We start from the raw sequence: 21,879 nt of genomic DNA on the forward strand, positions 1-21,879 counted from the left end.
TATATTAATCCTTCGGTATAAGACAATAAAGAAAAGAAGAGATCATCCAAAAATAAGCTCTCTTAACTTCTCTGGAAGCTCGTCAATCTTAACCCTAATCTGCTCTCTCGTATCTCTGTCCCTGATTGTTACAGTATTATCTTCAGGGGTTTGATTATCTACTGTCACACAATAGGGAGTTCCTATCTCATCATACCTTGCATATCTCCTTCCTACTGTATCCTTCTCATCGTAAACCACGATAAATCCTTCCTTCTGTAGAGTCCTGAAGATATCATAGGCAATGGTTGTGAGAGGTTCCTTTGCCACCAACGGTAGAACTGCAACTTCTATTGGGGCCATGTCCTTCTTAATTTTCAGATAAACCCTACCATCTTCATCCACAGTCAATGAATTCTCGAGAAGGAGATAGAATGGCCTGTCTATACCAAAGCTCGGCTCTAGAACATGGGGCACTATTTTTTCACCAGTTATCTTTTCCTCAACTTCTTTAATAATAAAATCATCTTTTTCAAGCTCATACTCGTCAATGATAACCTTCCCTATCTGTTCCAGACCCTCAACTATCTTTTTAAGCTCTTCTTGACTCATCTCTTGCAGTTTTTGATTAATTCTCTTTGCATCGCTTTTTAGTTTAGGTCCTACGCGCTTCATGTTAAGAGAAACTTTGAGCTTTCTAATGCTCTTAGGCTCTTTATAATGGATCATTACGGTTAAATCTGCACCGCTTTCCTTTATATGCTTGCTCAAGTCATAATCTCCTCTGTATGCTATACCCACACACTCTATCCAGCCAAACCTTTCACTATGAATTTCTACGTCCCACGTGTCAGTTGAGTAGTGAGCTCTCTCCTCGGGTAATTGTTGCCTAAATCTTATCTTGTCCTCAGGAATCCCGATATCAAGAAGAATCCTCTTAACCATCGCCATATAGTAAGCGAAGAAAGTATTCAGAAGATAACCTTTCTTAACAGCCTCTTCTAAGGTAAGTTCAATCATTCCTAACTCTTTGAGCTGATGTTCGATTGGATAAAGACGAAGAACTTCATCTTTCACCTCATCAAAATGTGGATGCTCAGTTTCGTTTGGATTGAAGAAGATCTCCACCTCTGCTTGAGTGAACTCTCTAAGTCTGAGCATTCCTTGTCTTGGAGAGATTTCATTTCTATAAGCTTTGCCAATTTGAAACACTCCAAATGGAAGCTGGTTTCTCGCAAAATTGTTTAAACGCTTAAAGTTTACAAATATGCCTTGGGCAGTTTCAGGCCTGAGGTATCCTTTTTTGTCTTTGTAAGGACCAATATAAGTCTCGAACATCAGATTAAAGTACCACACATCAGAAAGCTCTCCCCCACATTCGGGACATTTTATATCATGCTCTCTTATCAATTGAGTTAAATGCTCTGCACTTAAGCCCTCTGTGTCTATCTCAAGAACATCTTCCACAATGTGATCTGCTCTGAATCTTGAGCCACATTTCTTACATTCGGTTAATGGATCAACAAATTTTTCCACGTGTCCTGAAGCTATAAAAACCTCCTCTGGAGTAATATCAGGAGTCTCAATTTCAAAGAATCCCTCCCTTATGAAAGCTTCTCTAATCTTCTTCTCAATCTTCCTCTTTATTGTAGCTCCAAGAGGACCGTAATCATAAAAACCTCTCGCTCCACCGTAGATTTCAAAACTACCCCACGCAAAACCTCTCCTTCTCAGCAAGTCTTGAAGAGCCTCATACTTATTCACCATTACCACCACCTTAGTGCATGAAGGGAAAGCACCTAAAAAAAGTTTTGCCCCAATCTTATGAAAAATTGATAAAAGAGTTGAGTTTCCCCTAGATAAAACTAAACTTACTACTTCAAATATTGGCTTAAATTGATTCTATCTCCTCTTTTAGTGCCATAGAGCCCCTCTCAAATAGTCTTTCGTCCATTTCGTCTAGCTTTCTACTAATTTTAGGTCGGAACTGCATCTTGTCTAGGATGTCCTTGTCTATATCAATTCCCGGGGCATACTCCTCAAGAACAAGGCCTTTCTCTGTAAGTCTAAAAACTGCTCTTTCTGTAATGTAAATGACCTCTTGCCCTTTCTCCAATCCAAGTGCTGCATTATATACTATTTTGTACACATTTTTAACAAACTTCTCAATCTCTCCATCTTTCACTATGTTGAGCTTTCCATTTCTTATCTCTAACTTCTTTTTACCTGCTGTAAAGTGGCCAGCAAAAAACATTCTTGGTGAACCATATGAAATTACAGGGAATCCTCCTGGACCCGGCAACCTACCGGGGAGCAGAGAGGGATTTACATTCCCCTTCTCATCTACTTCCATAAACCCTAAACTCGCTGCATCAATTACTCCCCCTTCGTAATTGGCAAATTGATCCGGCTGAGAAATTATGGCAAAAGGCCCAATAGAAGCTCCAAAATCTGGCCCTCTTAGTGCAATGCCTCCAAACGGGCCAGATTCAACTGTTGTTAATACATACTCTTGAAGTCCTTCTTCTATTGCAATTTCAGCAACTTCAGTAGGTATTCCTATGCCTAAGTTGACCAAAATTGGTCTTCCAAGCTTTTTTACAAGGTTTGTCATTTCTAGTAGAACTCGCCGTGCAATAATCTTCCGGGTATCTAACAGAGGTTTTGAAGTCGAATTCGACATAATTGGAGGAATGATTTCTCCTGAGACCCTAGGATCGTAATAAATATTTGCACTTTGCATGTGGAACTCAGGAGGAGCCACAACAACATAATCTACAAGAGGACCAGGCACTTTAATATCTTGAGGATGTAACGATGGGTATCGAGCAATTCTTTCTACTTGGGCAATTACAATGCCTTTATTTGGTTCAGCTTTTGAAGCTTGAGCTAAATTAAGTATCTCCGTGAAACTTCCTTCCTTTTCCGTTGTAATATTTCCAAGTTCATCAGCTGTTGTACCTCTAATAAGAGCCACAGTTGGCTTAGGGGCCTGATATAGCAGATATTCTTTCCCCTGAATGTTAATGACCTCAATTTTACACCTCTTTCTCTCTTTAGCCAACTCATTCAAATATCCTCCATCTTCTCTTGGATCAAGAAATGTGCCAAGTCCAACCCTAGTTAATACACCAGGTAAACCCCTTGCAACTTCCCTGAAGAACCAAGAAGCTGTTCCAATTGACCACGTGTACCCTTCGATTCTATTTTCTTGAATCATCTTTTGCAATGTGGGTGACCAACCGGGATAAGTAACCAAAATTCCAGACAAAAACTCCTGGTCAGGATCATTGTATAGTTCTGTTGCAATTTTATCAAGAACTCTCCCTGGGGCTGTTGGAATTGGATTCACCTCAAGAAAAAGGCCTTTTGGATGGCCTGTTTGTTTATACCTCTCATAAAGTTTTAAAATAAGGTATTCTGGGGCCACTAAAAGGTTAAAACCGGAAATCGCAATCACTGAATTGTCCGAAATTTTCTCAACGGCTTCTTCACTTTTTAATATTTTTTTCATCATTCATAATTCCTCCACAAGACACTAGTAAACACATGTTGAGGAATGATATAACATATACCAAAAAGAGTTTGTATCTTCATCCTTTAAACTGTTCTCCTAAGAGCCGAGAAACTTTGCCAAAGGAGTATGGTGGACCGGGCGGGATTTGAACCCGCGGCCTCTGGCTTGCGAAGCCAGCGCTCTCCCAAACTGAGCTACCGGCCCATCCCGATCTTTATCTTTAAAGCCAACTTAAAAAGTTTTCCATCTATTAAAACCTCTCAAGAGTTATATCCTTCACTTTTTTCTCGTTCTCATTAAAGTCTATTATAGCATAATGTCCTCTTGATAGGGGTCCAGGATTTACAATAAGGGTTCTTCCGATCTCATCTATCCCAATCGCCTCATGTATGTGGCCACATATTACAAGTGGAGGTTGATTTTCTTCTATGAATCGCCGTAAGGCCTTGCTCCCTGCATGAGTCCCAACAAAGGTTTTGTCGACTTTTGTGTTCTTTGGTGGGACGTGAGAGAGTATTATATCGCCCTCCTGATAGTTGTTAATCAAAATCTCCCAGATTTCTTCTTCACTAAACTCCCATATGGTTGAGAATGGCGTGATGTTTGAACCTCCTATTCCAATAATGCCAACGTTTTTAAATTCCACTCTTCTATTGTGAAGGCTTATATTCAACTCTTCCAGCATTTCAAGAACATCTCTACCGTCGCAGTTACCCATGACAGCATAAAAGGGTTTTTCCAAGTTGATGAATTCCTTTATAATGTTATAGGCTGCCTCTCTTCCCCTAAAATGAGTTAAATCACCAGCTATCAAAAGAAGATCAAAAGTTTCTTCCTTAATATTCTCTAAAAATTCTCGGGCTTTGGTTCCCCTCCCATGAATGTCAGTTACTGCAACTATTCTCATTTTCCTCACCGCTTACAGAATACACAAAGAAGCTTAAATGTTTGGCGGTTAGGTTTAAAACTTGGGTTTCAAATCCATAAATGTATGGGGTGGAAAGAAACACTTAAAGAGGAAGGTCTCCTGGAAGTGGAGGACTTTGTAATCGAGGTTAGCATAGATTCTGAATGTCTATGCAAAGATGATCAAATTTATCCAGCAGTCTTAGTGTATGACTTGAAAAATGAGGAAGTATACTACCTCGATGAACCATTTGAACCAGTGAGCAATTTTAGAGAGGCTTTGGATCAGATTTTCGAGTGGTTTGAGAGATATAAAAACGGTGAGAAACCCCTAATGAAGAGAAGCCCTAAGAAAAGCGCTCCAGAAGACGTCATTAAGAGGTTTTTAAAAGCCATTAACTCACTTGAATAATCATAAAACCTTTAAGACTCCCACCCAATGTTCATCAGAGGTGAGCAGTTTGGATCCTAAAAAGTCAGTTCTTAAAGAATCATCTACAGAAGGCCTAGAAGAAATTCCAATTGTAGGTCCATGGCTTGAAGACGTTGAAAGCCTGGAAGAAGTTATTGAAGGATATACTAACTTGGGGTTTCAGGCCACTCACTTAGGGAAGGCTATTGAGATATGGAAAAAGATTGAGAAGAAGAGAGCAAATGGTGATGAAGTTAGAGTATTCTTGGGGTATACTTCTAATATAATCTCATCCGGCCTTAGAGAACTTATTGCATATCTTGTTAAACATAGAAAGGTCGATGTTATTGTAACCACTGCTGGAGGCGTTGAAGAGGATTTCATCAAAGCACTAAAACCTTTCATCCTGGGAGATTGGCATGTAAATGATGCTGAAATGAGAGAAAAAGGCATAAACAGAATTGGAAATATTTTTGTGCCCAATGATCGGTATATAGAGTTTGAGAAATATATGATCCCCTTTTTTGAGAGACTCTTGGAGATTGAGAGAAGAGAAGGAAGACCCTTAACAGCTAGTGAAGTTATTTACGAACTTGGAAGATATATGGACGAAAAGCTTGGGAAAGAAAAAGAAAAAAGCATTATTTACTGGGCATATAAAAACAACATTCCGATCTTCTGTCCAGCTCTCACTGATGGCTCATTTGGGGATATGCTTTACTTCTTCAAAGAAGAGAGAGGAGACAAGGAGCTCATTATAGATATTGCCAATGACATAGTAAAGCTCAACAATCTAGCAATAACGGCAAAAGAAACAGCCTCAATCATTTTGGGAGGATCACTTCCAAAGCATGCTATAATTAATGCCAATCTTTTTAGAGGCGGAACGGACTATGCTATCTACATCACAACGGCAATACCTTGGGACGGTTCCCTTAGCGGAGCAGCACCAAGCGAGGGAGTGAGCTGGGGTAAAATAAAAGCAAAAGCAGATTATGTTGAAATTTGGAGCGATGCTACATTAGTGTTCCCGATTTTAGTGTGGATGGTGATGAAAGGCTGAATCAATAAAGTGTCACCCATACCTCTACTCCCTCTTTATATCCCTCACTGTTCTCTGGAACCTCTATGTAACCATTACTTTCTACCAGAGCACTTATTATTCCACTTCCTTTCTTTCGTATTGGATAAGCTTTGCCATCTTCGTAATAAACCTTCACAAATTCATGTCTTCCAAGGGACGAGGGTACTTTGCCCATCAAGGTCGCTTTAATTTTTATTGGCTTGTAATTAGCTCCGGCGAGCTTAGCTAGTGCATACTTAACATAGAGGTGAAACTGAGCAAACACTGCAGAGGGATAGCCACTCATAACAAAAACCTTCTCTCCATATCCTATTGGCCTTCCAGGCTTGTTTGTGCACCCATGGAAAAGAAGTTTAACGAATTTGTGTGCATAGTCCTTTTCTCCAAAGGCACTCCCGCCAGTTATCAAAACAAGATCACATTCACATTTTGCCCTTTCCAAGGTTGCTCTGATTAATTCTTCATCATCCGGAATTACTCCATAAAAAACTGGCTCACTAAAGTAATCTCTAACAAGCCCCTTAAGCATCGCTGAATTACTATCTAAAATCTTCCCACTCTCCAAAGCCTTTTCGTTGAGCTCTTCTATTAGCTCGTCCCCAGTGACGATTATTCCGACTTTTGGTTTTCTTTTAACTTTGACAGTTTTAAATCCTAAAGCCTTAAGCATTGAGAGATCTTGGGGCCTAAGTATTTGACCTTTCTTGAGAATAACCTCGCCTTTCTTAACATCTTCTCCCTTAAATGCGACATTTTCTCCTGGAGCAACAGGCCTGAGTACATAAATCTTATTTTCCTCTCTTTTTACATATTCTTGCATAATAACAGCGTTTGCTCCATTGGGCATTTTATTGCCAGTCATGAGTCTTATTGCTCTACCATTTGTAACTTCCTTCTCACTTTCCATCCCCGCAGTAATTTCATCAATTACCTCAAGCTCAATTGGAGCGTATTCCCTTGCTTGAAAAGTATCCTCCGCTCTAAGGGCATACCCATCCACGGCAGAACGGTTAAATGGTGGCAAATCTATGGGAGACGTAACATCCTCTCCAAGAACTCTTCCAAGGGCCTTATCTAGGGGAAGTTCCTCAACTTCTTTTACTTCCTCAATATCGTTTAACATCATTTCAAGAGCTTCTTTGTAAGGAGTTAAGCGCTTAAATTCTCTCATCTTTTTCACCTTTTAACTTTTAAGTTTTAACTTATAACTTCTAACTACTCCCGTGCATGCTTTAGAATATGATACGCCTCTCGTTTTATTATCTCAAGAGCAGTTTTCACGGCATTTAAGCTCCCTGGAAGGCAAAAAACGACTTTACTCTCTTTGTCTCTTATTATCCCAGCTGTTGCTCTACTTAGCACTGCTGCAGTTCCTACCTCTTCATAGCTTTTCAATCTAAAAATCTCACCAAAACCCACGAGTTCTTTATCAAAAAGAGGCCTCAAAGCTTCAATTGTGATATCTCTTCTTGTTATTCCAGTTCCACCGGTGGTTATCACAACATCGGCCTTTTCGAGGGCTTCAATTACAGCTTTTATTATCTTAAGCTTCTCATCTGGGACTACCGCATAATAAACGTTATCATTCCCCTCTTTCCTCAATTCCTCAATTATGTAATATCCACTTAGATCTTCCCTCTTCCCAAGACTTGCAGTGTCGCTTACTGTTATGACAGCGAACTTAAACTTTTTAGGGGCCTTGGCTTTGTGTTCCTCATGAGACATTTTTACACCACCGTTTAACATTTGGCAAAGAGGTTAATAATCTTTGTCATATGAATGAGCCTACTAAGCTCAGTTTCGTTCATAATCCCTCCAAGTCATTAAAGTGGTTTGCTACTTTTTCAGATCTAGCCAAGAGGGTAAATCCATTATATTCCCAGATCAGTTACAATCTTCATAAAACCCTACAATTTCTGCTTTGTTGCTTTTTTATTCTCTCAGTAAGAAGTTTTATTTCCTAAGTTGGCCAAAGCGTGAGGGATCTCGGTTCTCCTTCTCCTGAAGAGCAAATTCAAAAAGAAGAAAGTAAGTCTTTTAAGCAATTAAAACTTCACAAATTAAAGGTGGTCCTATGCATGAGCTTTACACTGTTTTAGCTGAGTACTATGACGCCATTTACCGAAGACGAGCTGAGAGAGTTAAAGATGAGATTGACTTTGTTGAGAAAATATTCGAAGCAGATAGTAGGAGAGAAGTGAGAAAAATTTTAGATATAGCCTGTGGAACAGGAATTCCAACACTAGAACTTGCCAAAAGAGGTTATGAAGTCACAGGTGTAGACTTACATGAAGAAATGCTTGAAGTTGCAAGGAGGAAAGCCAAAAGAGAAGGATTAACTATCGAGTTCATTCAGGGAGATGCCCTTGAAATAGGCTTTAATCAAGAATTTGATGCGGTGACAATGTTCTTTTCCAGCATTATGTACTTTGATGAAAAGGATCTCAAAAAACTGTTCAACTCAGTAGTCAAAGCCCTTAAACCTGGGGGAGTTTTTGTTGCAGATTTTCCCTGCTGGTTCTATGGAGGGAGTAATGGGCCCATAGTATGGGACGAAAGTACAGATGGAGAGAAATTAGTGATCACAGATTGGCGAATAGTCGAGCCAGGGCTCCAAAAATTACACTTCAAGCGACTTGTCCAGATACTCAAGCCAAACGGGGAAACTAAATCATTTTTTGTTGATGACACACTTAACATCTACACTCCAAGGGAAATGAGACTACTTGCCAAGGAACACTTTGATGAAGTCAAAATCTACGGCCACCTTAAAAGGAAACTTGATCCAAATGACAGAAGGTACTGGCTTGTTGCAATAACACCTTAAACTTTTTAAACCCAAAGCTTGTTTTATTTTTTGGTGGTGCATATCGTCAATCGGAAGAAAAACACTTATTAATCTCCTTAAAAAATCCCTGTTTTTCTGGTTAGTGAACTCTTTTTCAAATGCACCACCGAGAAGAAGATTAACCTTTTTAAATTCCGCTTTTGATAGGTTAGATATCTCCAAAAAAGAGGTGATATAAATGCTCCCAAAAACATACGATCCAAATGAAATAGAACCAAAATGGCAGAAATTCTGGCTTGATGAGAAAATATACAAATATGAACTAGATGAAAAGAAACCAGCTTATTCTATAGATACACCACCTCCGTTTACCAGTGGAACCCTTCACTTAGGACACGTGCTCAGTCATACCTGGATTGACATAGTAGCAAGATACAAGAGGATGCGCGGTTATAATGTGCTCTTTCCACAAGGTTTTGACAATCATGGACTTCCAACAGAGCTTAAAGTAGAGAAAGAATTTGGGATAAGCAAGGATCAGCCAGAGGAATTCCTTAAGAAATGTATAGAGTGGACCTGGCAAGCCATTGAAGCCATGAGAAATCAGTTCATAAGGATAGGCTACTCAGCAGACTGGGACTTAGAATATCACACAATGGACAATGAGTATAAGGCTTTGGTACAAAAGTCTCTCCTAGAGTTCTATAAAAAAGGTCTCCTTTACCAAGACAAGCATCCTGTTTACTGGTGTCCGAAATGTAGAACAAGCTTAGCAAAGGCAGAGGTAGGTTACGTAGAAGAAGACGGATACCTCTACTATATTAAACTTCCCATCTCTGGTGAAGATGATTACATTCCAATAGCCACAACAAGGCCAGAACTTATGCCTGCCTGTGTAGCAGTGTTTGTCCATCCTGAGGACGAGCGCTATAAGGATAAGGTAGGGAAAAAGGTAAAACTCCCAATATTTGAGAGAGAGGTACCAATAATAGCTGATGAAGATGTAGATCCCGAATTTGGTACTGGAGCAGTTTATAATTGTACTTATGGTGATGAGCAGGACGTAGTGTGGCAAAAACGTTACAACCTGCCTGTAATTATAGCCATAAATGAAGATGGCACCATGAATGAAAATGCTGGCAAGTATAAGGGACTAACAGCAGAACAAGCAAAAGAAGCGATAGTAAAAGATCTAGAGGAAATAGGGCTTCTTTATAAGAAGAAACAAGTACACCACCGTGTCCTTAGACACACTGAGAGAAGTTCATGTAGGGCTCCCATCGAACTATTACCAAAGAAACAGTGGTTCATAAAAGTTAAAGAGTTTACAAAGGACATAGTAAAAGTATCCGAGCAGATAAAGTGGCATCCACCAGACATGTTTCTAAGGCTAAAGGATTGGGCTGAAAGCATGGATTGGGATTGGGTAATAAGTAGACAAAGAGTATTTGGGACTCCACTCCCATTCTGGGTATGCAAAGACTGTGGAGAGATAATCCCTGCTAGAGAAGAGGACCTTCCAGTAGATCCAAGATTTAATGGAGCACCTGTAGATAAATGTCCCAAGTGCGGAAGTACTAATTTAGAAGGCGTAAAAGACGTCCTTGACTGCTGGATAGACTCTTCTATAACTCCATTGGTAATAAGCAAGTGGCAAAAGGATGAGAAATGGTTCAACCACAACTTTCCCACATCCTTAAGGCCTCAAGGAACTGATATCATAAGGACATGGGCATTCTACACAATCTTCAGAACTTACATTCTAACTGGAGAGAAGCCTTGGGACGACATACTTATCAATGGTATGGTAGCTGGCCCAGATGGAAGGAAAATGAGCAAGAGTTATGGAAACGTAGTCTCACCAGAAGAAGTTATTCCAAAATATGGTGCCGATGCATTGAGGCTCTGGACAGCTTTAGCTCCCCCGGGAGAAGATCATCCTTTCAAGTGGGAAACTGTGGACTATAACTACCGCTTCCTCCAAAAGTTATGGAATATCTTCCGTTTTGCAGAAAGGCATATAAAAGACTTTGATTACGAGGAGTACAAAGATATAGAACTTGAACCCCTTGACAAGTGGATACTCTCGAGACTTCACCGGTTAATAAAATTTGCCACCGAAGAACTCGAAAAGTACCGCTTCAACCTTCTCACTAGAGAATTAATGACCTTTGTATGGCACGAGGTTGCAGATGAATATATCGAAATGATAAAGCACAGACTCTATGGACAAAATGAAGAGAGCAAAATTAAAGCAAAAACTGCACTATATGAGCTCCTTTACAATATAACCTTACTACTTGCCCCACTAGCACCTCACATAACCGAAGAGCTTTACCAAGAGATGTTCAAAGAAAGAAGTGGTGCAAAGAGTGTACACTTGTTAGAGTGGCCTACATATAGAGAAGATAGGATCAGTGAAGAGGCCGAAAACTTTGGAAAACTAGCAAGTGAGATAATCGGCGCCATGAGAAGATACAAGAACTCACATGGATTAGCGTTAAATGCAAAGCTCAAACACGTCGCAATTTATACATTAGACAATTATGACATACTCAAAATCCTAGAAAAAGACATTGCCGGTACAATGAATATTGAAAAACTCGAAATCATCAAAGGGGAGCCAGAACTCGAGGAAAAAATCATTGAAATCAAACCCAACTTTAAGAACGTGGGGCCAAAATACGGAAAGCTCGTTCCAAAGATTACCAGACATCTTAAAGAAAATGCAGAGGACATAGCTAAGACTCTCAAAGAGATTGGAAAAGTTGAATTTGAGATAGAAGGACAGAAAGTAGAGCTTGGTAAGGATGACATAGTTATCAGAAAAGCCGTGTTCAGTGAAGGGGAAGAAGTAGAGACTGCAGTAATTAAAGATGCTGTTATTCTCTTCTTCTAAAATGTTTTTATTGTCTCTTCCCCATCTCTTTAAGCCGGTTTAAAGCTTCTTCATATTTTTTGTTTTTCTTAGCCCATTCACTAAGTTTCTCACACGGAAAATCCTCACATTGATAACAGAATTCTAATCCCTTTTCATCAACACAACATCTAAGTATCCAACAGTCCGGTGACCAATGTTTTGTTCTATCCTCTCTACAACCTAAACAATGAATATCTTCGATTTTTACATCTATATGTCTCTCTTCTTTAAACCAATTTACAATTCGTTGGGCTATCTCTGGATTATTTGATGCCCGGAAAATATCGCATTCACTGCAGTTTAGACCACAAACTGCAATCATCTGGTTCTTCTCCATTATTCTCACCCCCTTTTTTGCTTTTTTACCCCTTTCTGCAGGCATTTTGTTTTTACCAAGTTTTGGTACTTATTTTCCCTTTGACAATCTTTGGTTTTCTTTGAATACATTGCGAAGGAAGATAACTTCCCTAAAACCCAAAAATAGGACTCCTTTTATACAGTTGCTATCATGAACTCTATGGTGGGTAATTTGAGTTGAAATTATAAAAGAGTTTTGTAAGCACTATAGCAAAAATAGGAAGTTATTGAAACGACATTTCTTCAAAAAAGTTAGTCATATACAAACCTCCTTTAATGAAAGGGAAGATGTCAGAACCGGCTCAAGGAACAAAAAGTGGAGAGTTAACAATTATAGCAAAGCATCTCGGCTCTTTTCAACAAAATAACGCGATAAAGCTTGCCGTTTATTATTCGTGGGATTGAGATTTTGTTAAGATGCTGAATTCTCTTTCTTTCCAGAGCTACAAACTCAAGCTCCCTCAAAACTTGAACAAAATCTTCCCACCTTATGTTGAGCCATTTAGAGTATTCATCAAAAAGTTCCTTTTCAACGATTAGAAACTTTCTTCCATCGATCAGAAACCTGATTTTATGCTTAGGCAGCTCTTTTCTAAGCCTCCACTTTGCATGTAGCGGTGATTGAACTTCTAAAATTGCTTTATCCATACCTTTGCCCTCCACAACCATCTTAAGCAGCAGTTCAAGTATCAGATTTATTCTATCTGGAACTCCGATTACATCTCCCCTCAAGGATATCTTTCGCCTCTTAACCTTAATCCCCACTCTCTCCAATTCTTCACCAATTTTTGGAGTGGTTTTTTTCTTCGTTCCTCCAGTGTCAACGATTCCACCTATGATAAATGCCCCTGTAGAAAAATCCTCTTTACTCAAATCTTTTTCAGCCCAAGGATCAAGAAGAACAACCTCATCTATGCCTTCTTTTTTAAGGAATTCTGCAGTTGGACCTTCATATGAGGTAATTTTATCAAGGGGAAAGTTTGCAAGCTTTTTGAATTCTTCATTAACCCACGTCAAAGCTAAGCGATCTCCCCATAGATAGTCTCTGATAACTCCATAACTTTGGGAAGCCTGAAGGGCAACTTTTTTCTTTTCCTTTTCTGTATGCTTATCCCAGTGCATAAGATCAATGATAAAATAAGGGCATTTTGATTGAGAAATTTTTTCTCTGAGATCATTTCCCCTTATTATGACTTTAAATTTGTGAAGATGAGAGGAGTTTGAAGGAACATAAGCAAAGAGTGCTTTATTGGTTTGCCTTCCTTCAAGGTCCCATGCTATTGTGGTAGGCTCATTAACCCTTACAATAACCCCCTTGTTTTCTAGGATGGCTATTGCAATCTCCTGAAGAGGGTTATCAGAAGATCTATCCGGTACTCTTCTTGATAAGCTTCCTATCTTTCCAATGTCCTTTTCTCTGAGTATTTCTTTGAGTATATCGGCAAGTTTCTTCATGGTTACCGTTCTGAGGTGGGAAGAGGGTATTTAAGTCTTTCTCTTTACATATTGAACAACTATTCACTTTTCTTCAAGACTATTGCTTGAACGTATTCTCCAAAGTCACTCTTTACTTTTTCCAGCACTTCTCTACTGAAGTTCGGTACATACACAAATATTAACTTGTTCTCCTCTCCTGTTCTGTACCCATTTTTCTTCGCAATTGTCAAAACTTTCTGGTTGAGTTTTGTTAGGTTGTGACCATACTTATCGACAAGTTCCCAGGGATAGAGTTGGATATAGGGACTCCCAAAAGCTTCAAGGGCTTCTTTTGAGGGAGAGGAGTAGAGAACCTTAATCCATCCATCTCTATAAATGTACATCTCCTCTCTTTTTCCCCGATCTTCATAAAGAATCCAGAGGGGTTTGTATGTGAGGTTAAAAGTATAAATGCCCATCTCCTTCCCTTTCCAGCTATCTGCGAGAATTATCACTTTGACATTCTGATAATCCTTCAAAAATCTGATCCCAAATGCCGGAAACACGAGATCATCAGTACACATGACCGATGCTGGATTACATCTTCCTCACAGGCCAGGAGCTTCAGGTAGTACATGCCGCTTGTTCCAAAACTCGTGTATATTGTCACATCCCTCTCCAATTCCCTACCTCTAGTGTTGGTGTATTCAATAGGACATGTCGGCTCAGGCTTCGTAAAATCTTCGTCATATTCACCCCAAACTTCAATTTTAACTGCCTCTGGGGGTATTCCTTCTTCCTTTATGGCCTCTATGAGTGCTTCCTTATCCCCATAAGGACTTATAGCAATGTGAATGTAATTATCTCTCGTTAGGCTGTCCTTTCCAAGCCATACTGCTCCTATTCCATAATCCGGATTTAAAGCTAAACGTTCGATTTTTGCTCTCCAAAGGTAGAGATCTTCCTCGCTCCAATTTTGAGGTTTTTCCCTAAGCGCACTGAGATAATAAGCAGAAGAGAGTACGATCACAATAGCAATTAGTCCAACTATCCGCTTCATGATTTCCATCAGAGAAAGTTATTCATGAAAATATAAATTCATTTCGACAACTTCAAGAAAATTAAAAGTAAAATCAAAATGCAATACCCATGTTCTCTGCTATCCTCCTGAGCCTCTCGATTCTCTTGTATGTTGGTGGATGAGTTGAGAAGAGTTCAGCAAAGCTAACTCCCTTGAATGGGTTTACTATAAACATGTGAGCTGTTGCAGGGTTTCCGCCTTTTAGGGGTTTCCTCGAAACATAATATTCAATCTTCTCAAGTGCCCTTGCAAGAGCCCATGGTTTCCCACTTATTTTTGCCCCAGTTTCATCGGCTAGATATTCCCTAGCCCTGCTTATTGCCATTTGAATCAACATTGCAGCTATTGGTGCTAATACTATAAGAAGTATTGCCCCTAATGCACCTCCAGCGCTTTCATCTCGATCTCTTCCTCCAAATCCACCAAGCCAGAGCATCCAACCAGCCCATCTTGCCACCATTATTATTGCTCCAGCCATTACGGCAGCTAATGTTTGGATTAAAACATCACGATTCTTTATGTGGCTCAGTTCATGAGCTATTACTCCTTCAAGCTCATCTCTATTGAGAATCCTCAGCAAACCTTGGGTTACTGCAACAACAGCATGTTCTGGATTCCTTCCAGTGGCAAAGGCATTTGGAATGTCTGTTGGTACTATGGCTATTTTCGGAGTTGGTATCCCGGCTTCCTGAGCGAGCCCCCTAACGATTTCGTACAGTTCTGGAGCTTCTTCTTCCTCTATGATTCTAGCTCTATACCAAGCCAAGACAATCCTATCACTATACCAGTAGCTGAAAAAATTCATAAACAACGCAAACATGAAGGCAAAGAGCAATCCAGTTTCACTGCCTAAGACATACCCTATCGCCATTAAAAGACCTGTGAGGAAAGCCATAAGCAATCCTGTTCTTAACCATAGGCCTAGACCCATTCGTCACCACCTCCAAGATCAAGATAGGGGATAACTTCATCATAAACCTTAGTCCAATCTACAACACCTAATCTTCTTTTCACTCCTTTTTCAAAGAGATTTAAGATTTCATCAATTACCTCTTCAGGTGTCTTATTAGTGGTGTCTATTTCTATAATGCTCTCGTTTTCCTCAAGGGCTTCAAGCAGGCAAACATCTACCAGCTCAGCCTCTACATTCTCACTTATTTTCTCTTTGCTATAACCCCTCTCTTTTAAACGCTCTCCAATTATCTTTGGATGAGCTCGAAGCACTATGATCTGATCCACTGGCATTAAGTGACTTAAATGACCATCAAGTACCAAATCTCTCCCCTTTAACTCCCTTTCGACATAATATGCGAGTTCATCAATCTCAACCTCAAGTTCCTCTCCTTTCATCTCACCTATTCCATGCCTTAGGGCAAATTCTCTCAAATCAACGTAATCATACCCCAATTTTTTCGCTAAGAGTTTTGCTACAGTAGTTTTCCCAACGCCAGGTGTTCCACTTATGGCTATAATCATTTCTTCATCCCCTTACATAATTTATTAACTTAAGGTTTTTAAAGATATGGTTTTTTACGCTAATTGTCGATATAGTACTAGGCATTAAACGGAAGATTTTTAAATGATAAATGCATATATATCTTGGTGATTTGTTCATGAGAGATGACAAATTGTTGCAAAAAAAGCTTGAAATTATTAAAAAACAAAAAGAAAAATTGATGCTCGAAGAGGCCAGAATCTTAAGAATCCTCATGCAAGAAAAGATGAAAAAAAGCACAAGTTAAATCAGAAAACATTGATTTTGTCTTCCAATATCATTTTTTGGATTTTTGTTATGTTCGCTAACCACTCATCAGCTATCTCATATGCTTGCTTCTCAAATTGTTCTACTCTATGGCCGTTCTTTGGAATTATTTGAATACTTGCGACCAAGGGTTCATCAATAGGCTTTCCTATTTGGCTAAGAAGCCTTACATAAACCTCTTGAACTCCATCAATTTGCTCCGCAATGTCTTTTGCAATCAAGTTAGCAAGGATATTATAGATTTTACCTACGTGACTAACTGGGTTTTTGCCGGCTGCAGCCTCCATGCTCATATGTCTGTTGGGAGAAATCAACCCATTTACCCTGTTTCCTCTTCCGACACTACCATCATCACCTGCTTCAGCACTTGTTCCGGTTACAGTTATGTAATAAATGTCCTTCTCAGGGTCATCAGCTGTGTTGACATACACATTGACTTTTCTTTGGGTATATTGAGCAACAAGCTCCTTAACAGCTCTGTATATGCCTTCCTTAACCTCTAAGTATTCCTGTGGGCTTTGGACTTCACTATCAACTATTGCAGCTGCTATTGTAAGATCAATTTCATCTCCTTTTCTAAGGCCCATGACTTTGATATCTTCTCCAACAGCAGGCCATTCGTTCTTGAATTTCGCGCTGTTTAACAACCTTTCAGTTTCAAGTACAATTTTCTCAGTCTCACTCAAAGGAGCATAACCCACACCAAATGAAGTATCATTAGAAAATGGAATCGGATTCTCCTTCACCTTATTAAAAACTCCAACTAAATCAACACTTCCCTGGCCAATTCTTGAATCAATCACTACATGATTGTCAACATCCAAGTGTCTAACAGTTTTCCTAAGATATTCCTTGGCCGCTTTAATCGCCACTTCATGGACTGGGAACATTTCCCTGTCTACAAATTCAACGGCCCTACCAGAGAGGAGAATATATATTGGCTTTATAACCTCTCCACCCCCAAATCTTGGGTATGCTCTTCCACCAACCACTTCAACTTGATCTGTGTTGTGGTGAAGGATTATTCCATAGCGCTTTATGTACTCCCTTGAAAGTGCTCTACTAACTGCCTCAGCAATTCCATCAGCTATACTGTCTGGGTGACCAATTCCTTTTCTTTCTACAAGTTCTACCTTTTGCATCTCAACTGGAGTCCTCACAAGATCCTCAACAACAATGTTCCTATTCTTCTCAACCATGATCATCACCTCAAATGAACTCTTACGTGCATAGCTTTGAAGGTCCCTTTATATATCTTTCGGCATGATATCAACTCAAATATATAACTGCTAGTTATATCAAAGACAAAAAGTTAAAATTCCAAGCAATAGAAATTAAATACGCATCCGACCCACCCGGTAGCCCGACCGAAGGAGCTCTAGGGCAGCTATGAATTCTGGGGACGATGCCGGGTGGACAGGGCTTGGTCTCCGGGATCACCTGAGATGGCCGAAAATGGCCCACAATGAAGGTGAGAGGATATGCCAAGCCCACAACCGAAGGTTTTTATCTCGTTACATCAAAAACTTTTGGGTGGTGCTAATGAACATTTCTGAGATAATAAGAGAAATACGAGACGTTCTGGATAGAAAAGATGAAGTGCGAGAGAGGACGCTAAAACTCACCAGAGAGATTGTTCGCCTAAGTGGAGATTCCATAAAAGCACTTCATAGGGGAGAATTTAAAACTGCTGAGGAGAGATTGAAAAGAGTGGAAAAACTAGTTAATGAACTGAGAGAGATGCTTAAAGAACATAGAGACCTTTATTTTACCGGATATGTGCAAGGTGCTCATCAAGAATATGTAGAGGCAACACTCTTCTATAATTATCTCTTAGGAAAAGATTTTCCAACCCCTCAAGAAATTAAAGTTCCAGAGGCTGATTATGCCCTAGGGATTGGAGATTTTATAGGAGAGTTAAGGAGATATTTTCTTACATTATTGCTGAAAGGAGATCTAGAGAAGGCTCAAGAGGTCTATTATTTCATGGAAAAAATCTACAACGAGCTTGTTACACTAGAATACCCAAAGGGTCTAGTGAATATAAGACAGAAACAAGATCAGGCACGATATATTCTTGAAAAGACTCTTGAGGATCTTGTCCGAGCCAAAATAAATAGAGGTCTCGAGAAGAAGCTCGAGGAGTGGAGAAATGAATCTTGAAAAAATTGCCAAAATCCAAAAAAGACTGGCAAAACGAATAGTGGAAAGGCCCATAGATATTTCAAAACTCAGAACCATTGCTGCAGTGGACGTTTCATACCGTAAGAATAAAGCGAGAGGTGCTTTTGTTCTCTGCTCATTTCCTTCATGTGAAGTTTTAAAGACAAAAACCATTGAAATTGAAGTTAGTTTTCCTTATATTCCTACATATTTTTTCTTAAGAGAAACCCGACCAATCTTGATATTATTGAAAGGTGAAACCTTTGATGTGTTGCTTGTAGAAGGCCATGGAAAGGCCCATCCAAGAGAGTACGGACTAGCATCTCATATTGGACTTCTACTTGGAAAACCCACTATTGGAGTTGCAAAGAAACCCCTACATGGTACCAATAAGAACTTCATCAAAATTGGAAAAGCTTATGTAAGTGTTGGCAACTTAATCAACCTAGACTCTGCAAGAGAGATAATAGAACTCATAAATGAAGGTGGTTATCCAAGACCATTGAAAATAGCAGATAAAGTTTCCAAAGGTGCTGAAAAATGGAAGAACTTAGACTTATTATAACACTTGCAAAAAGAGGAGCTGTTGGAGAAAGGATCAAAGTAACCTTGAGAGATCTTTCTAGAGAAGTTGGTAGCTCGCCCCAATCAGTTATGCGAAGACTTAACTCTCTCGAGAAAGAGGGTTATATAATCAAAGAAACACTTGGAAAAAGAACATTCGTTGAGATATCTCCTAATGGGCTACAATTTCTGGAATCTATTTTCGAAGACATAGGCAAGATCCTCTATGGAAATTATATTCTCGGGGAAGTTGTCTCTGGAGTTGGAGAAGGGAGATACTACGTAGAACAGTACAAAGACAGGATAAAGGAATATCTTGGATTTGAACCCTACCCTGGCACTTTAAATATCCTTGTGGTCTTTCCTAAGACTATCTACGATGCCCTTTATAATGTTGAGCCCATAATAATACCTGGCTTCTCAAAAGGAGGAAGAACATTTGGAGATGTGAAAGCCTATAAGGTAATGATAAATGGGATTAGTGGAGCAATAGTGGTTCCATCTAGAACAATTCATCCTCCAAGAGTTGCTGAGATTATTGCCCCCATATGTCTTAGAGAAAAACTTAATTTGAAAGATGGGTCTAGAGTTAAAGTGGAGGTTATAAAGTGAAGAAAAAACTCCTCTCTTCCTTGGGATACGGCGGAGCAGGTGTAACATTGAGTTTTTTATTGATAGTCCTTGTTTATCCACCATATACACCAACAAGAACACTACTTCCAATCTATGGGTTGGGATTATTCCTAGGTGGAGTTTTAGGAAGCTATAAAGGAAAACTAAATGCAAGTGGATATGCCTTTATAGTTGGCTTTCTCTTAACCTTAATTCTCCATTTGCTGTGGATTAAAATAGAGTTCTCGATGTTATATTCTTTTTCACTCTTAGTAATTGTAGTCTTTGTCATGGGGCTTGTATCAGCAGAAGACACTTTAGATGTCTCTATAGTCCCGTTTGCATACTTTGGTGGCTTTGTTTTAGCCAGTTTGATATTTATGGACTTTAATATGTACGAGATCAGTGGGGCAATCCAAAGCATAATTCTCACTGGAATCAGCGGTGCAGTGATTGCCACTGTAGTTATTCTCTTGAAGTCATTTCTTGAAAACACTGCAAGGCTTAGTAAGAAAATTTAAAAGGATAAAGCTCCAATTCTAAATGGTGAGCAACATGGTAATGAGATTATCAAAGATTTATGGGAAGCAGATATACAATACCGCCGGATATTATATAGGTTACGTTGATGAGGTGCTTATTGAGATAGAAGCAGGCGGAGGCAAAATCCTTGCTTTAGGTCTCCCTGGAGAAAAAGTTGGGATTCCATATGAAAGAGTATCTGCCATTGGTGATATAATATTGATAGAAGCAAAGAAAGGTTAGGCCTCCTTTACATTTAGAGCCTCCAAAAACTTCTCTGTTATTGCTTCTTCTACTAATTTTAAGAGAGAACTTTTGTCTTTAGCAAGTTTAAAGATCCCCAGTGGAATTCTAGCTCCTCCAGATTGGGGATGTCCTCCGCCGCTTCCTATGTCTCCAAAGGCATCTTTTAAAACTCTTCCTACATTTACCCTAACGTCTCTTGTTCTTGCTGAAATTTCAATCCTATCGTCCACTATGCCAAATACAACTACTGTATTAACTCCTTCAAGTCTAAGCAAAAAATCAGCAGATTCGGGAATAGCATCTCTATTCGTTATGAATCCCACATTTGAGATAACAACATTCTTAAAGGCTTTTCTGTTTAAAATGGCTTTTGCTAATATCTCTGCAGTTTCTATCGAGATATCAGGATATTCTATCTTTTCCAAAATCTCATAATCCACTTTACCAGTCAAAAACTCAAGCGCCTCAAGGTCTGTGGTACTAAGTTTCGAGAATTTCTTTGTATCTATATAGATTCCATAAAACAAACTAGTTCCCAAGATGTTACTGACCTCCATGTTAAGGTTTTGGAGGTATTCTGCCATTATAGAAGATGTAGAGTTAACATCAGATCGTATATCAATAAAAGTGGTTTTAGGAAGCTTTTCATCTAGGTTCTGAAGGAGTTGATGATGATCTATCAATATCTCTATTCTCTTCAGGTCTTCGTCATCTAGGATACTAAGATTCCCATTAGGCTGACAATCAACTAGAGCTATTGCAGAATGTCGTTTAACTTCGTAAGAACCTAAGGAAACCTTTCTCATGTCCAAACCAAGCAGGTTTACAAACGCTCTATTCTCATGATGGGTTATTTCTCCACCATAAACTATTGTGCTTCTAAGCCCCATATTTTGAGCAATATACTGGAGAGCAGCAGCACTTGCCATTGCATCAGGATCTGGGTTATCATGCATTACTATTAAAAGAGAATCAGTTTTTTGCCTTATTTCGGAGAGCTTTCTAGATAACAAGGTAGCATTTTTCTTTTTTCCAAGTCCTTTGACCGTATCGACTAATACTTTGATAGTAGCTACCCTTGGAGAAATCGCATAATCAATTTTTACATCAGTTTCGAACTCGTCCTTTATCTGGGAAATAACATCATCTACAGTGATCTCATCTGGCAGCAGAACAAGTATTGGAACTTCAGAATTGTTATTTCTTATAGCTTGAATTGTCCTTTTTACCTTAGTGATGTCCATAGTAGTAATTATCACAAGGTCTACTTTTTCAATTCCAGCTTTCAAGAGTGAGGCAGTGTAAGAGAAATCACCATGAATTACATGAAAGCCACTTTCACTGAGAGATTTTGCCCGAATTTCATCTTGTTCAATTATAATAACCTCGAATTCGCCCTTTAGGGCCTGAGCAACATTCCTTCCGATGGTTCCCCCACCCAGTATTAACACCCTCATGGCGCTCACCTAAGGACAACAATGCTTAAATATATGCTTGAATGGAACTTAATAGTAGAGGTCTCTTTAACCTTTATTCGGTTTTTGATATAT

Annotated in this window: 23 protein-coding genes and 1 tRNA gene; 10 read left to right on the forward strand and 14 right to left on the reverse strand. The window is 39.3% G+C overall.

Annotated features, from left to right (window positions below):
- Window positions 1-42 precede the first annotated feature (42 nt).
- The 4 genes from glyS to K1720_RS08020 form a co-directional block, all read right to left on the reverse strand.
- Window positions 43-1,746, reverse strand: coding sequence for a glycine--tRNA ligase (glyS, locus tag K1720_RS08005; protein ID WP_251948310.1), 1,704 nt, complete (start codon window positions 1,744-1,746; stop codon window positions 43-45).
- Between the two features lie 124 nt (window positions 1,747-1,870).
- Window positions 1,871-3,496: an acyl CoA:acetate/3-ketoacid CoA transferase gene (locus K1720_RS08010; protein WP_251948312.1), complete on the reverse strand. Its 1,626-nt coding sequence runs from the start codon at window positions 3,494-3,496 to the stop codon at window positions 1,871-1,873.
- A 127-nt stretch (window positions 3,497-3,623) separates the two neighbouring features.
- Window positions 3,624-3,700, reverse strand: a tRNA-Ala gene (locus K1720_RS08015).
- Between the two features lie 46 nt (window positions 3,701-3,746).
- On the reverse strand, window positions 3,747-4,403 hold the full coding sequence (locus K1720_RS08020) for a metallophosphoesterase family protein (RefSeq protein WP_251948314.1): 657 nt from the start codon (window positions 4,401-4,403) through the stop codon (window positions 3,747-3,749).
- Between the two features lie 84 nt (window positions 4,404-4,487).
- Here K1720_RS08020 and K1720_RS08025 point away from each other — a divergent pair, with 84 nt between their 5' ends.
- Window positions 4,488-4,814, forward strand: a complete 327-nt coding sequence (locus tag K1720_RS08025) for a hypothetical protein (RefSeq protein WP_251948316.1) — start codon at window positions 4,488-4,490, stop codon at window positions 4,812-4,814.
- A 49-nt stretch (window positions 4,815-4,863) separates the two neighbouring features.
- Window positions 4,864-5,877: a deoxyhypusine synthase gene (locus tag K1720_RS08030; RefSeq protein ID WP_251948318.1), complete on the forward strand. Its 1,014-nt coding sequence runs from the start codon at window positions 4,864-4,866 to the stop codon at window positions 5,875-5,877.
- Between the two features lies 1 nt (window position 5,878).
- Here K1720_RS08030 and K1720_RS08035 read toward each other — a convergent pair whose 3' ends face one another.
- On the reverse strand, window positions 5,879-7,069 hold the full coding sequence (locus K1720_RS08035; protein ID WP_251948320.1) for a molybdopterin molybdotransferase MoeA: 1,191 nt from the start codon (window positions 7,067-7,069) through the stop codon (window positions 5,879-5,881).
- Window positions 7,070-7,113: 44 nt separating this feature from the next.
- Window positions 7,114-7,623, reverse strand: coding sequence for a MogA/MoaB family molybdenum cofactor biosynthesis protein (locus tag K1720_RS08040; protein ID WP_251948322.1), 510 nt, complete (start codon window positions 7,621-7,623; stop codon window positions 7,114-7,116).
- Window positions 7,624-7,972: 349 nt separating this feature from the next.
- Between K1720_RS08040 and K1720_RS08045 the strand changes: the two genes are divergently transcribed.
- Together K1720_RS08045 and K1720_RS08050 are read left to right on the forward strand one after the other, a co-directional pair.
- The gene (locus tag K1720_RS08045; RefSeq protein WP_251948324.1) at window positions 7,973-8,725 is read left to right on the forward strand and encodes a class I SAM-dependent methyltransferase; all 753 of its coding nucleotides are present in this window, start codon (window positions 7,973-7,975) and stop codon (window positions 8,723-8,725) included.
- Between the two features lie 199 nt (window positions 8,726-8,924).
- Window positions 8,925-11,585 carry a valine--tRNA ligase gene (locus tag K1720_RS08050; protein WP_251948326.1) on the forward strand — a complete coding sequence of 887 codons (2,661 nt, stop codon included), beginning with the start codon at window positions 8,925-8,927 and terminating at the stop codon, window positions 11,583-11,585.
- Window positions 11,586-11,592: 7 nt separating this feature from the next.
- On the opposite strand, the gene K1720_RS08055 is transcribed toward K1720_RS08050, so the two are convergent.
- The 6 genes from K1720_RS08055 to K1720_RS08080 form a co-directional block, all read right to left on the reverse strand.
- Window positions 11,593-11,943 (reverse strand): DUF3795 domain-containing protein, encoded by a 351-nt coding sequence (locus K1720_RS08055; RefSeq protein ID WP_251948327.1) that lies wholly within the window; start codon window positions 11,941-11,943, stop codon window positions 11,593-11,595.
- A 344-nt stretch (window positions 11,944-12,287) separates the two neighbouring features.
- On the reverse strand, window positions 12,288-13,418 hold the full coding sequence (gene trm10, locus K1720_RS08060) for a tRNA (guanine(9)-/adenine(9)-N1)-methyltransferase (RefSeq protein ID WP_251948329.1): 1,131 nt from the start codon (window positions 13,416-13,418) through the stop codon (window positions 12,288-12,290).
- Between the two features lie 59 nt (window positions 13,419-13,477).
- The gene (locus K1720_RS08065) at window positions 13,478-13,945 is read right to left on the reverse strand and encodes a hypothetical protein (protein ID WP_251948331.1); all 468 of its coding nucleotides are present in this window, start codon (window positions 13,943-13,945) and stop codon (window positions 13,478-13,480) included.
- Window positions 13,915-14,448, reverse strand: coding sequence for a hypothetical protein (locus K1720_RS08070; RefSeq protein ID WP_251948333.1), 534 nt, complete (start codon window positions 14,446-14,448; stop codon window positions 13,915-13,917). Before K1720_RS08070 ends, K1720_RS08065 begins: the two co-directional genes overlap by 31 nt.
- Window positions 14,449-14,512: 64 nt before the next feature.
- Window positions 14,513-15,391: a zinc metalloprotease HtpX gene (gene htpX, locus K1720_RS08075; protein ID WP_251948335.1), complete on the reverse strand. Its 879-nt coding sequence runs from the start codon at window positions 15,389-15,391 to the stop codon at window positions 14,513-14,515.
- Window positions 15,382-15,936: an adenylate kinase family protein gene (locus tag K1720_RS08080; RefSeq protein WP_251948337.1), complete on the reverse strand. Its 555-nt coding sequence runs from the start codon at window positions 15,934-15,936 to the stop codon at window positions 15,382-15,384. Before K1720_RS08080 ends, htpX begins: the two co-directional genes overlap by 10 nt.
- 110 nt (window positions 15,937-16,046) lie before the next feature.
- Between K1720_RS08080 and K1720_RS08085 the strand changes: the two genes are divergently transcribed.
- Window positions 16,047-16,202, forward strand: a complete 156-nt coding sequence (locus K1720_RS08085; protein WP_251948339.1) for a hypothetical protein — start codon at window positions 16,047-16,049, stop codon at window positions 16,200-16,202.
- 1 nt (window position 16,203) lies between these two features.
- On the opposite strand, the gene K1720_RS08090 is transcribed toward K1720_RS08085, so the two are convergent.
- Window positions 16,204-17,421 (reverse strand): methionine adenosyltransferase, encoded by a 1,218-nt coding sequence (locus K1720_RS08090; protein WP_251948341.1) that lies wholly within the window; start codon window positions 17,419-17,421, stop codon window positions 16,204-16,206.
- Between the two features lie 343 nt (window positions 17,422-17,764).
- Here K1720_RS08090 and K1720_RS08095 point away from each other — a divergent pair, with 343 nt between their 5' ends.
- Genes K1720_RS08095 through K1720_RS08115 form a run of 5 tightly spaced genes read left to right on the forward strand, consistent with a single transcriptional unit; the run spans window position 17,765 to window position 20,326 of the window.
- Window positions 17,765-18,385 carry a translin family protein gene (locus K1720_RS08095; RefSeq protein WP_251948343.1) on the forward strand — a complete coding sequence of 207 codons (621 nt, stop codon included), beginning with the start codon at window positions 17,765-17,767 and terminating at the stop codon, window positions 18,383-18,385.
- The gene (locus K1720_RS08100; RefSeq protein WP_251948345.1) at window positions 18,375-18,950 is read left to right on the forward strand and encodes an endonuclease V; all 576 of its coding nucleotides are present in this window, start codon (window positions 18,375-18,377) and stop codon (window positions 18,948-18,950) included. The genes K1720_RS08095 and K1720_RS08100 overlap by 11 nt, the downstream gene beginning before the upstream one ends.
- Window positions 18,926-19,561: a DUF120 domain-containing protein gene (locus K1720_RS08105; protein ID WP_251948347.1), complete on the forward strand. Its 636-nt coding sequence runs from the start codon at window positions 18,926-18,928 to the stop codon at window positions 19,559-19,561. Before K1720_RS08100 ends, K1720_RS08105 begins: the two co-directional genes overlap by 25 nt.
- The gene (locus tag K1720_RS08110; protein ID WP_251948349.1) at window positions 19,558-20,082 is read left to right on the forward strand and encodes a hypothetical protein; all 525 of its coding nucleotides are present in this window, start codon (window positions 19,558-19,560) and stop codon (window positions 20,080-20,082) included. Before K1720_RS08105 ends, K1720_RS08110 begins: the two co-directional genes overlap by 4 nt.
- Before the next feature lie 34 nt (window positions 20,083-20,116).
- Window positions 20,117-20,326 carry a PRC-barrel domain-containing protein gene (locus K1720_RS08115; RefSeq protein ID WP_055281976.1) on the forward strand — a complete coding sequence of 70 codons (210 nt, stop codon included), beginning with the start codon at window positions 20,117-20,119 and terminating at the stop codon, window positions 20,324-20,326.
- Here K1720_RS08115 and K1720_RS08120 read toward each other — a convergent pair.
- Window positions 20,323-21,786: a DHH family phosphoesterase gene (locus K1720_RS08120; protein WP_251948351.1), complete on the reverse strand. Its 1,464-nt coding sequence runs from the start codon at window positions 21,784-21,786 to the stop codon at window positions 20,323-20,325. The two genes, K1720_RS08115 and K1720_RS08120, sit on opposite strands and share 4 nt — an antisense overlap.
- Window positions 21,787-21,879 lie beyond the last annotated feature (93 nt).

It is taken from the genome of Thermococcus argininiproducens (assembly GCF_023746595.1).
Taxonomy (GTDB): Archaea; Methanobacteriota_B; Thermococci; order Thermococcales; family Thermococcaceae; genus Thermococcus_A; species Thermococcus_A argininiproducens.

What these genes read in the sequence shown, in the direction of transcription:
- K1720_RS08090 (WP_251948341.1), bottom strand. Translation starts at nt 17,421, where the DNA reads ATGGTTGAGAAGAATAGGAACATTGTTGTTGAGGATCTTGTGAGGACT.
- K1720_RS08105 (WP_251948347.1), top strand. Translation starts at nt 18,926, where the DNA reads ATGGAAGAACTTAGACTTATTATAACACTTGCAAAAAGAGGAGCTGTT.
- K1720_RS08045 (WP_251948324.1), top strand. Translation starts at nt 7,973, where the DNA reads ATGCATGAGCTTTACACTGTTTTAGCTGAGTACTATGACGCCATTTAC.
- glyS (WP_251948310.1), bottom strand. Translation starts at nt 1,746, where the DNA reads ATGGTGAATAAGTATGAGGCTCTTCAAGACTTGCTGAGAAGGAGAGGT.
- K1720_RS08080 (WP_251948337.1), bottom strand. Translation starts at nt 15,936, where the DNA reads ATGATTATAGCCATAAGTGGAACACCTGGCGTTGGGAAAACTACTGTA.
- K1720_RS08050 (WP_251948326.1), top strand. Translation starts at nt 8,925, where the DNA reads ATGCTCCCAAAAACATACGATCCAAATGAAATAGAACCAAAATGGCAG.
- K1720_RS08085 (WP_251948339.1), top strand. Translation starts at nt 16,047, where the DNA reads ATGCATATATATCTTGGTGATTTGTTCATGAGAGATGACAAATTGTTG.
- K1720_RS08040 (WP_251948322.1), bottom strand. Translation starts at nt 7,623, where the DNA reads ATGTCTCATGAGGAACACAAAGCCAAGGCCCCTAAAAAGTTTAAGTTC.
- K1720_RS08020 (WP_251948314.1), bottom strand. Translation starts at nt 4,403, where the DNA reads ATGAGAATAGTTGCAGTAACTGACATTCATGGGAGGGGAACCAAAGCC.
- K1720_RS08120 (WP_251948351.1), bottom strand. Translation starts at nt 21,786, where the DNA reads ATGAGGGTGTTAATACTGGGTGGGGGAACCATCGGAAGGAATGTTGCT.
- K1720_RS08025 (WP_251948316.1), top strand. Translation starts at nt 4,488, where the DNA reads ATGGGGTGGAAAGAAACACTTAAAGAGGAAGGTCTCCTGGAAGTGGAG.
- htpX (WP_251948335.1), bottom strand. Translation starts at nt 15,391, where the DNA reads ATGGGTCTAGGCCTATGGTTAAGAACAGGATTGCTTATGGCTTTCCTC.
- K1720_RS08010 (WP_251948312.1), bottom strand. Translation starts at nt 3,496, where the DNA reads ATGATGAAAAAAATATTAAAAAGTGAAGAAGCCGTTGAGAAAATTTCG.
- trm10 (WP_251948329.1), bottom strand. Translation starts at nt 13,418, where the DNA reads ATGAAGAAACTTGCCGATATACTCAAAGAAATACTCAGAGAAAAGGAC.
- K1720_RS08115 (WP_055281976.1), top strand. Translation starts at nt 20,117, where the DNA reads ATGGTAATGAGATTATCAAAGATTTATGGGAAGCAGATATACAATACC.
- K1720_RS08070 (WP_251948333.1), bottom strand. Translation starts at nt 14,448, where the DNA reads ATGGAAATCATGAAGCGGATAGTTGGACTAATTGCTATTGTGATCGTA.
- K1720_RS08035 (WP_251948320.1), bottom strand. Translation starts at nt 7,069, where the DNA reads ATGAGAGAATTTAAGCGCTTAACTCCTTACAAAGAAGCTCTTGAAATG.
- K1720_RS08095 (WP_251948343.1), top strand. Translation starts at nt 17,765, where the DNA reads ATGAACATTTCTGAGATAATAAGAGAAATACGAGACGTTCTGGATAGA.
- K1720_RS08100 (WP_251948345.1), top strand. Translation starts at nt 18,375, where the DNA reads ATGAATCTTGAAAAAATTGCCAAAATCCAAAAAAGACTGGCAAAACGA.
- K1720_RS08055 (WP_251948327.1), bottom strand. Translation starts at nt 11,943, where the DNA reads ATGGAGAAGAACCAGATGATTGCAGTTTGTGGTCTAAACTGCAGTGAA.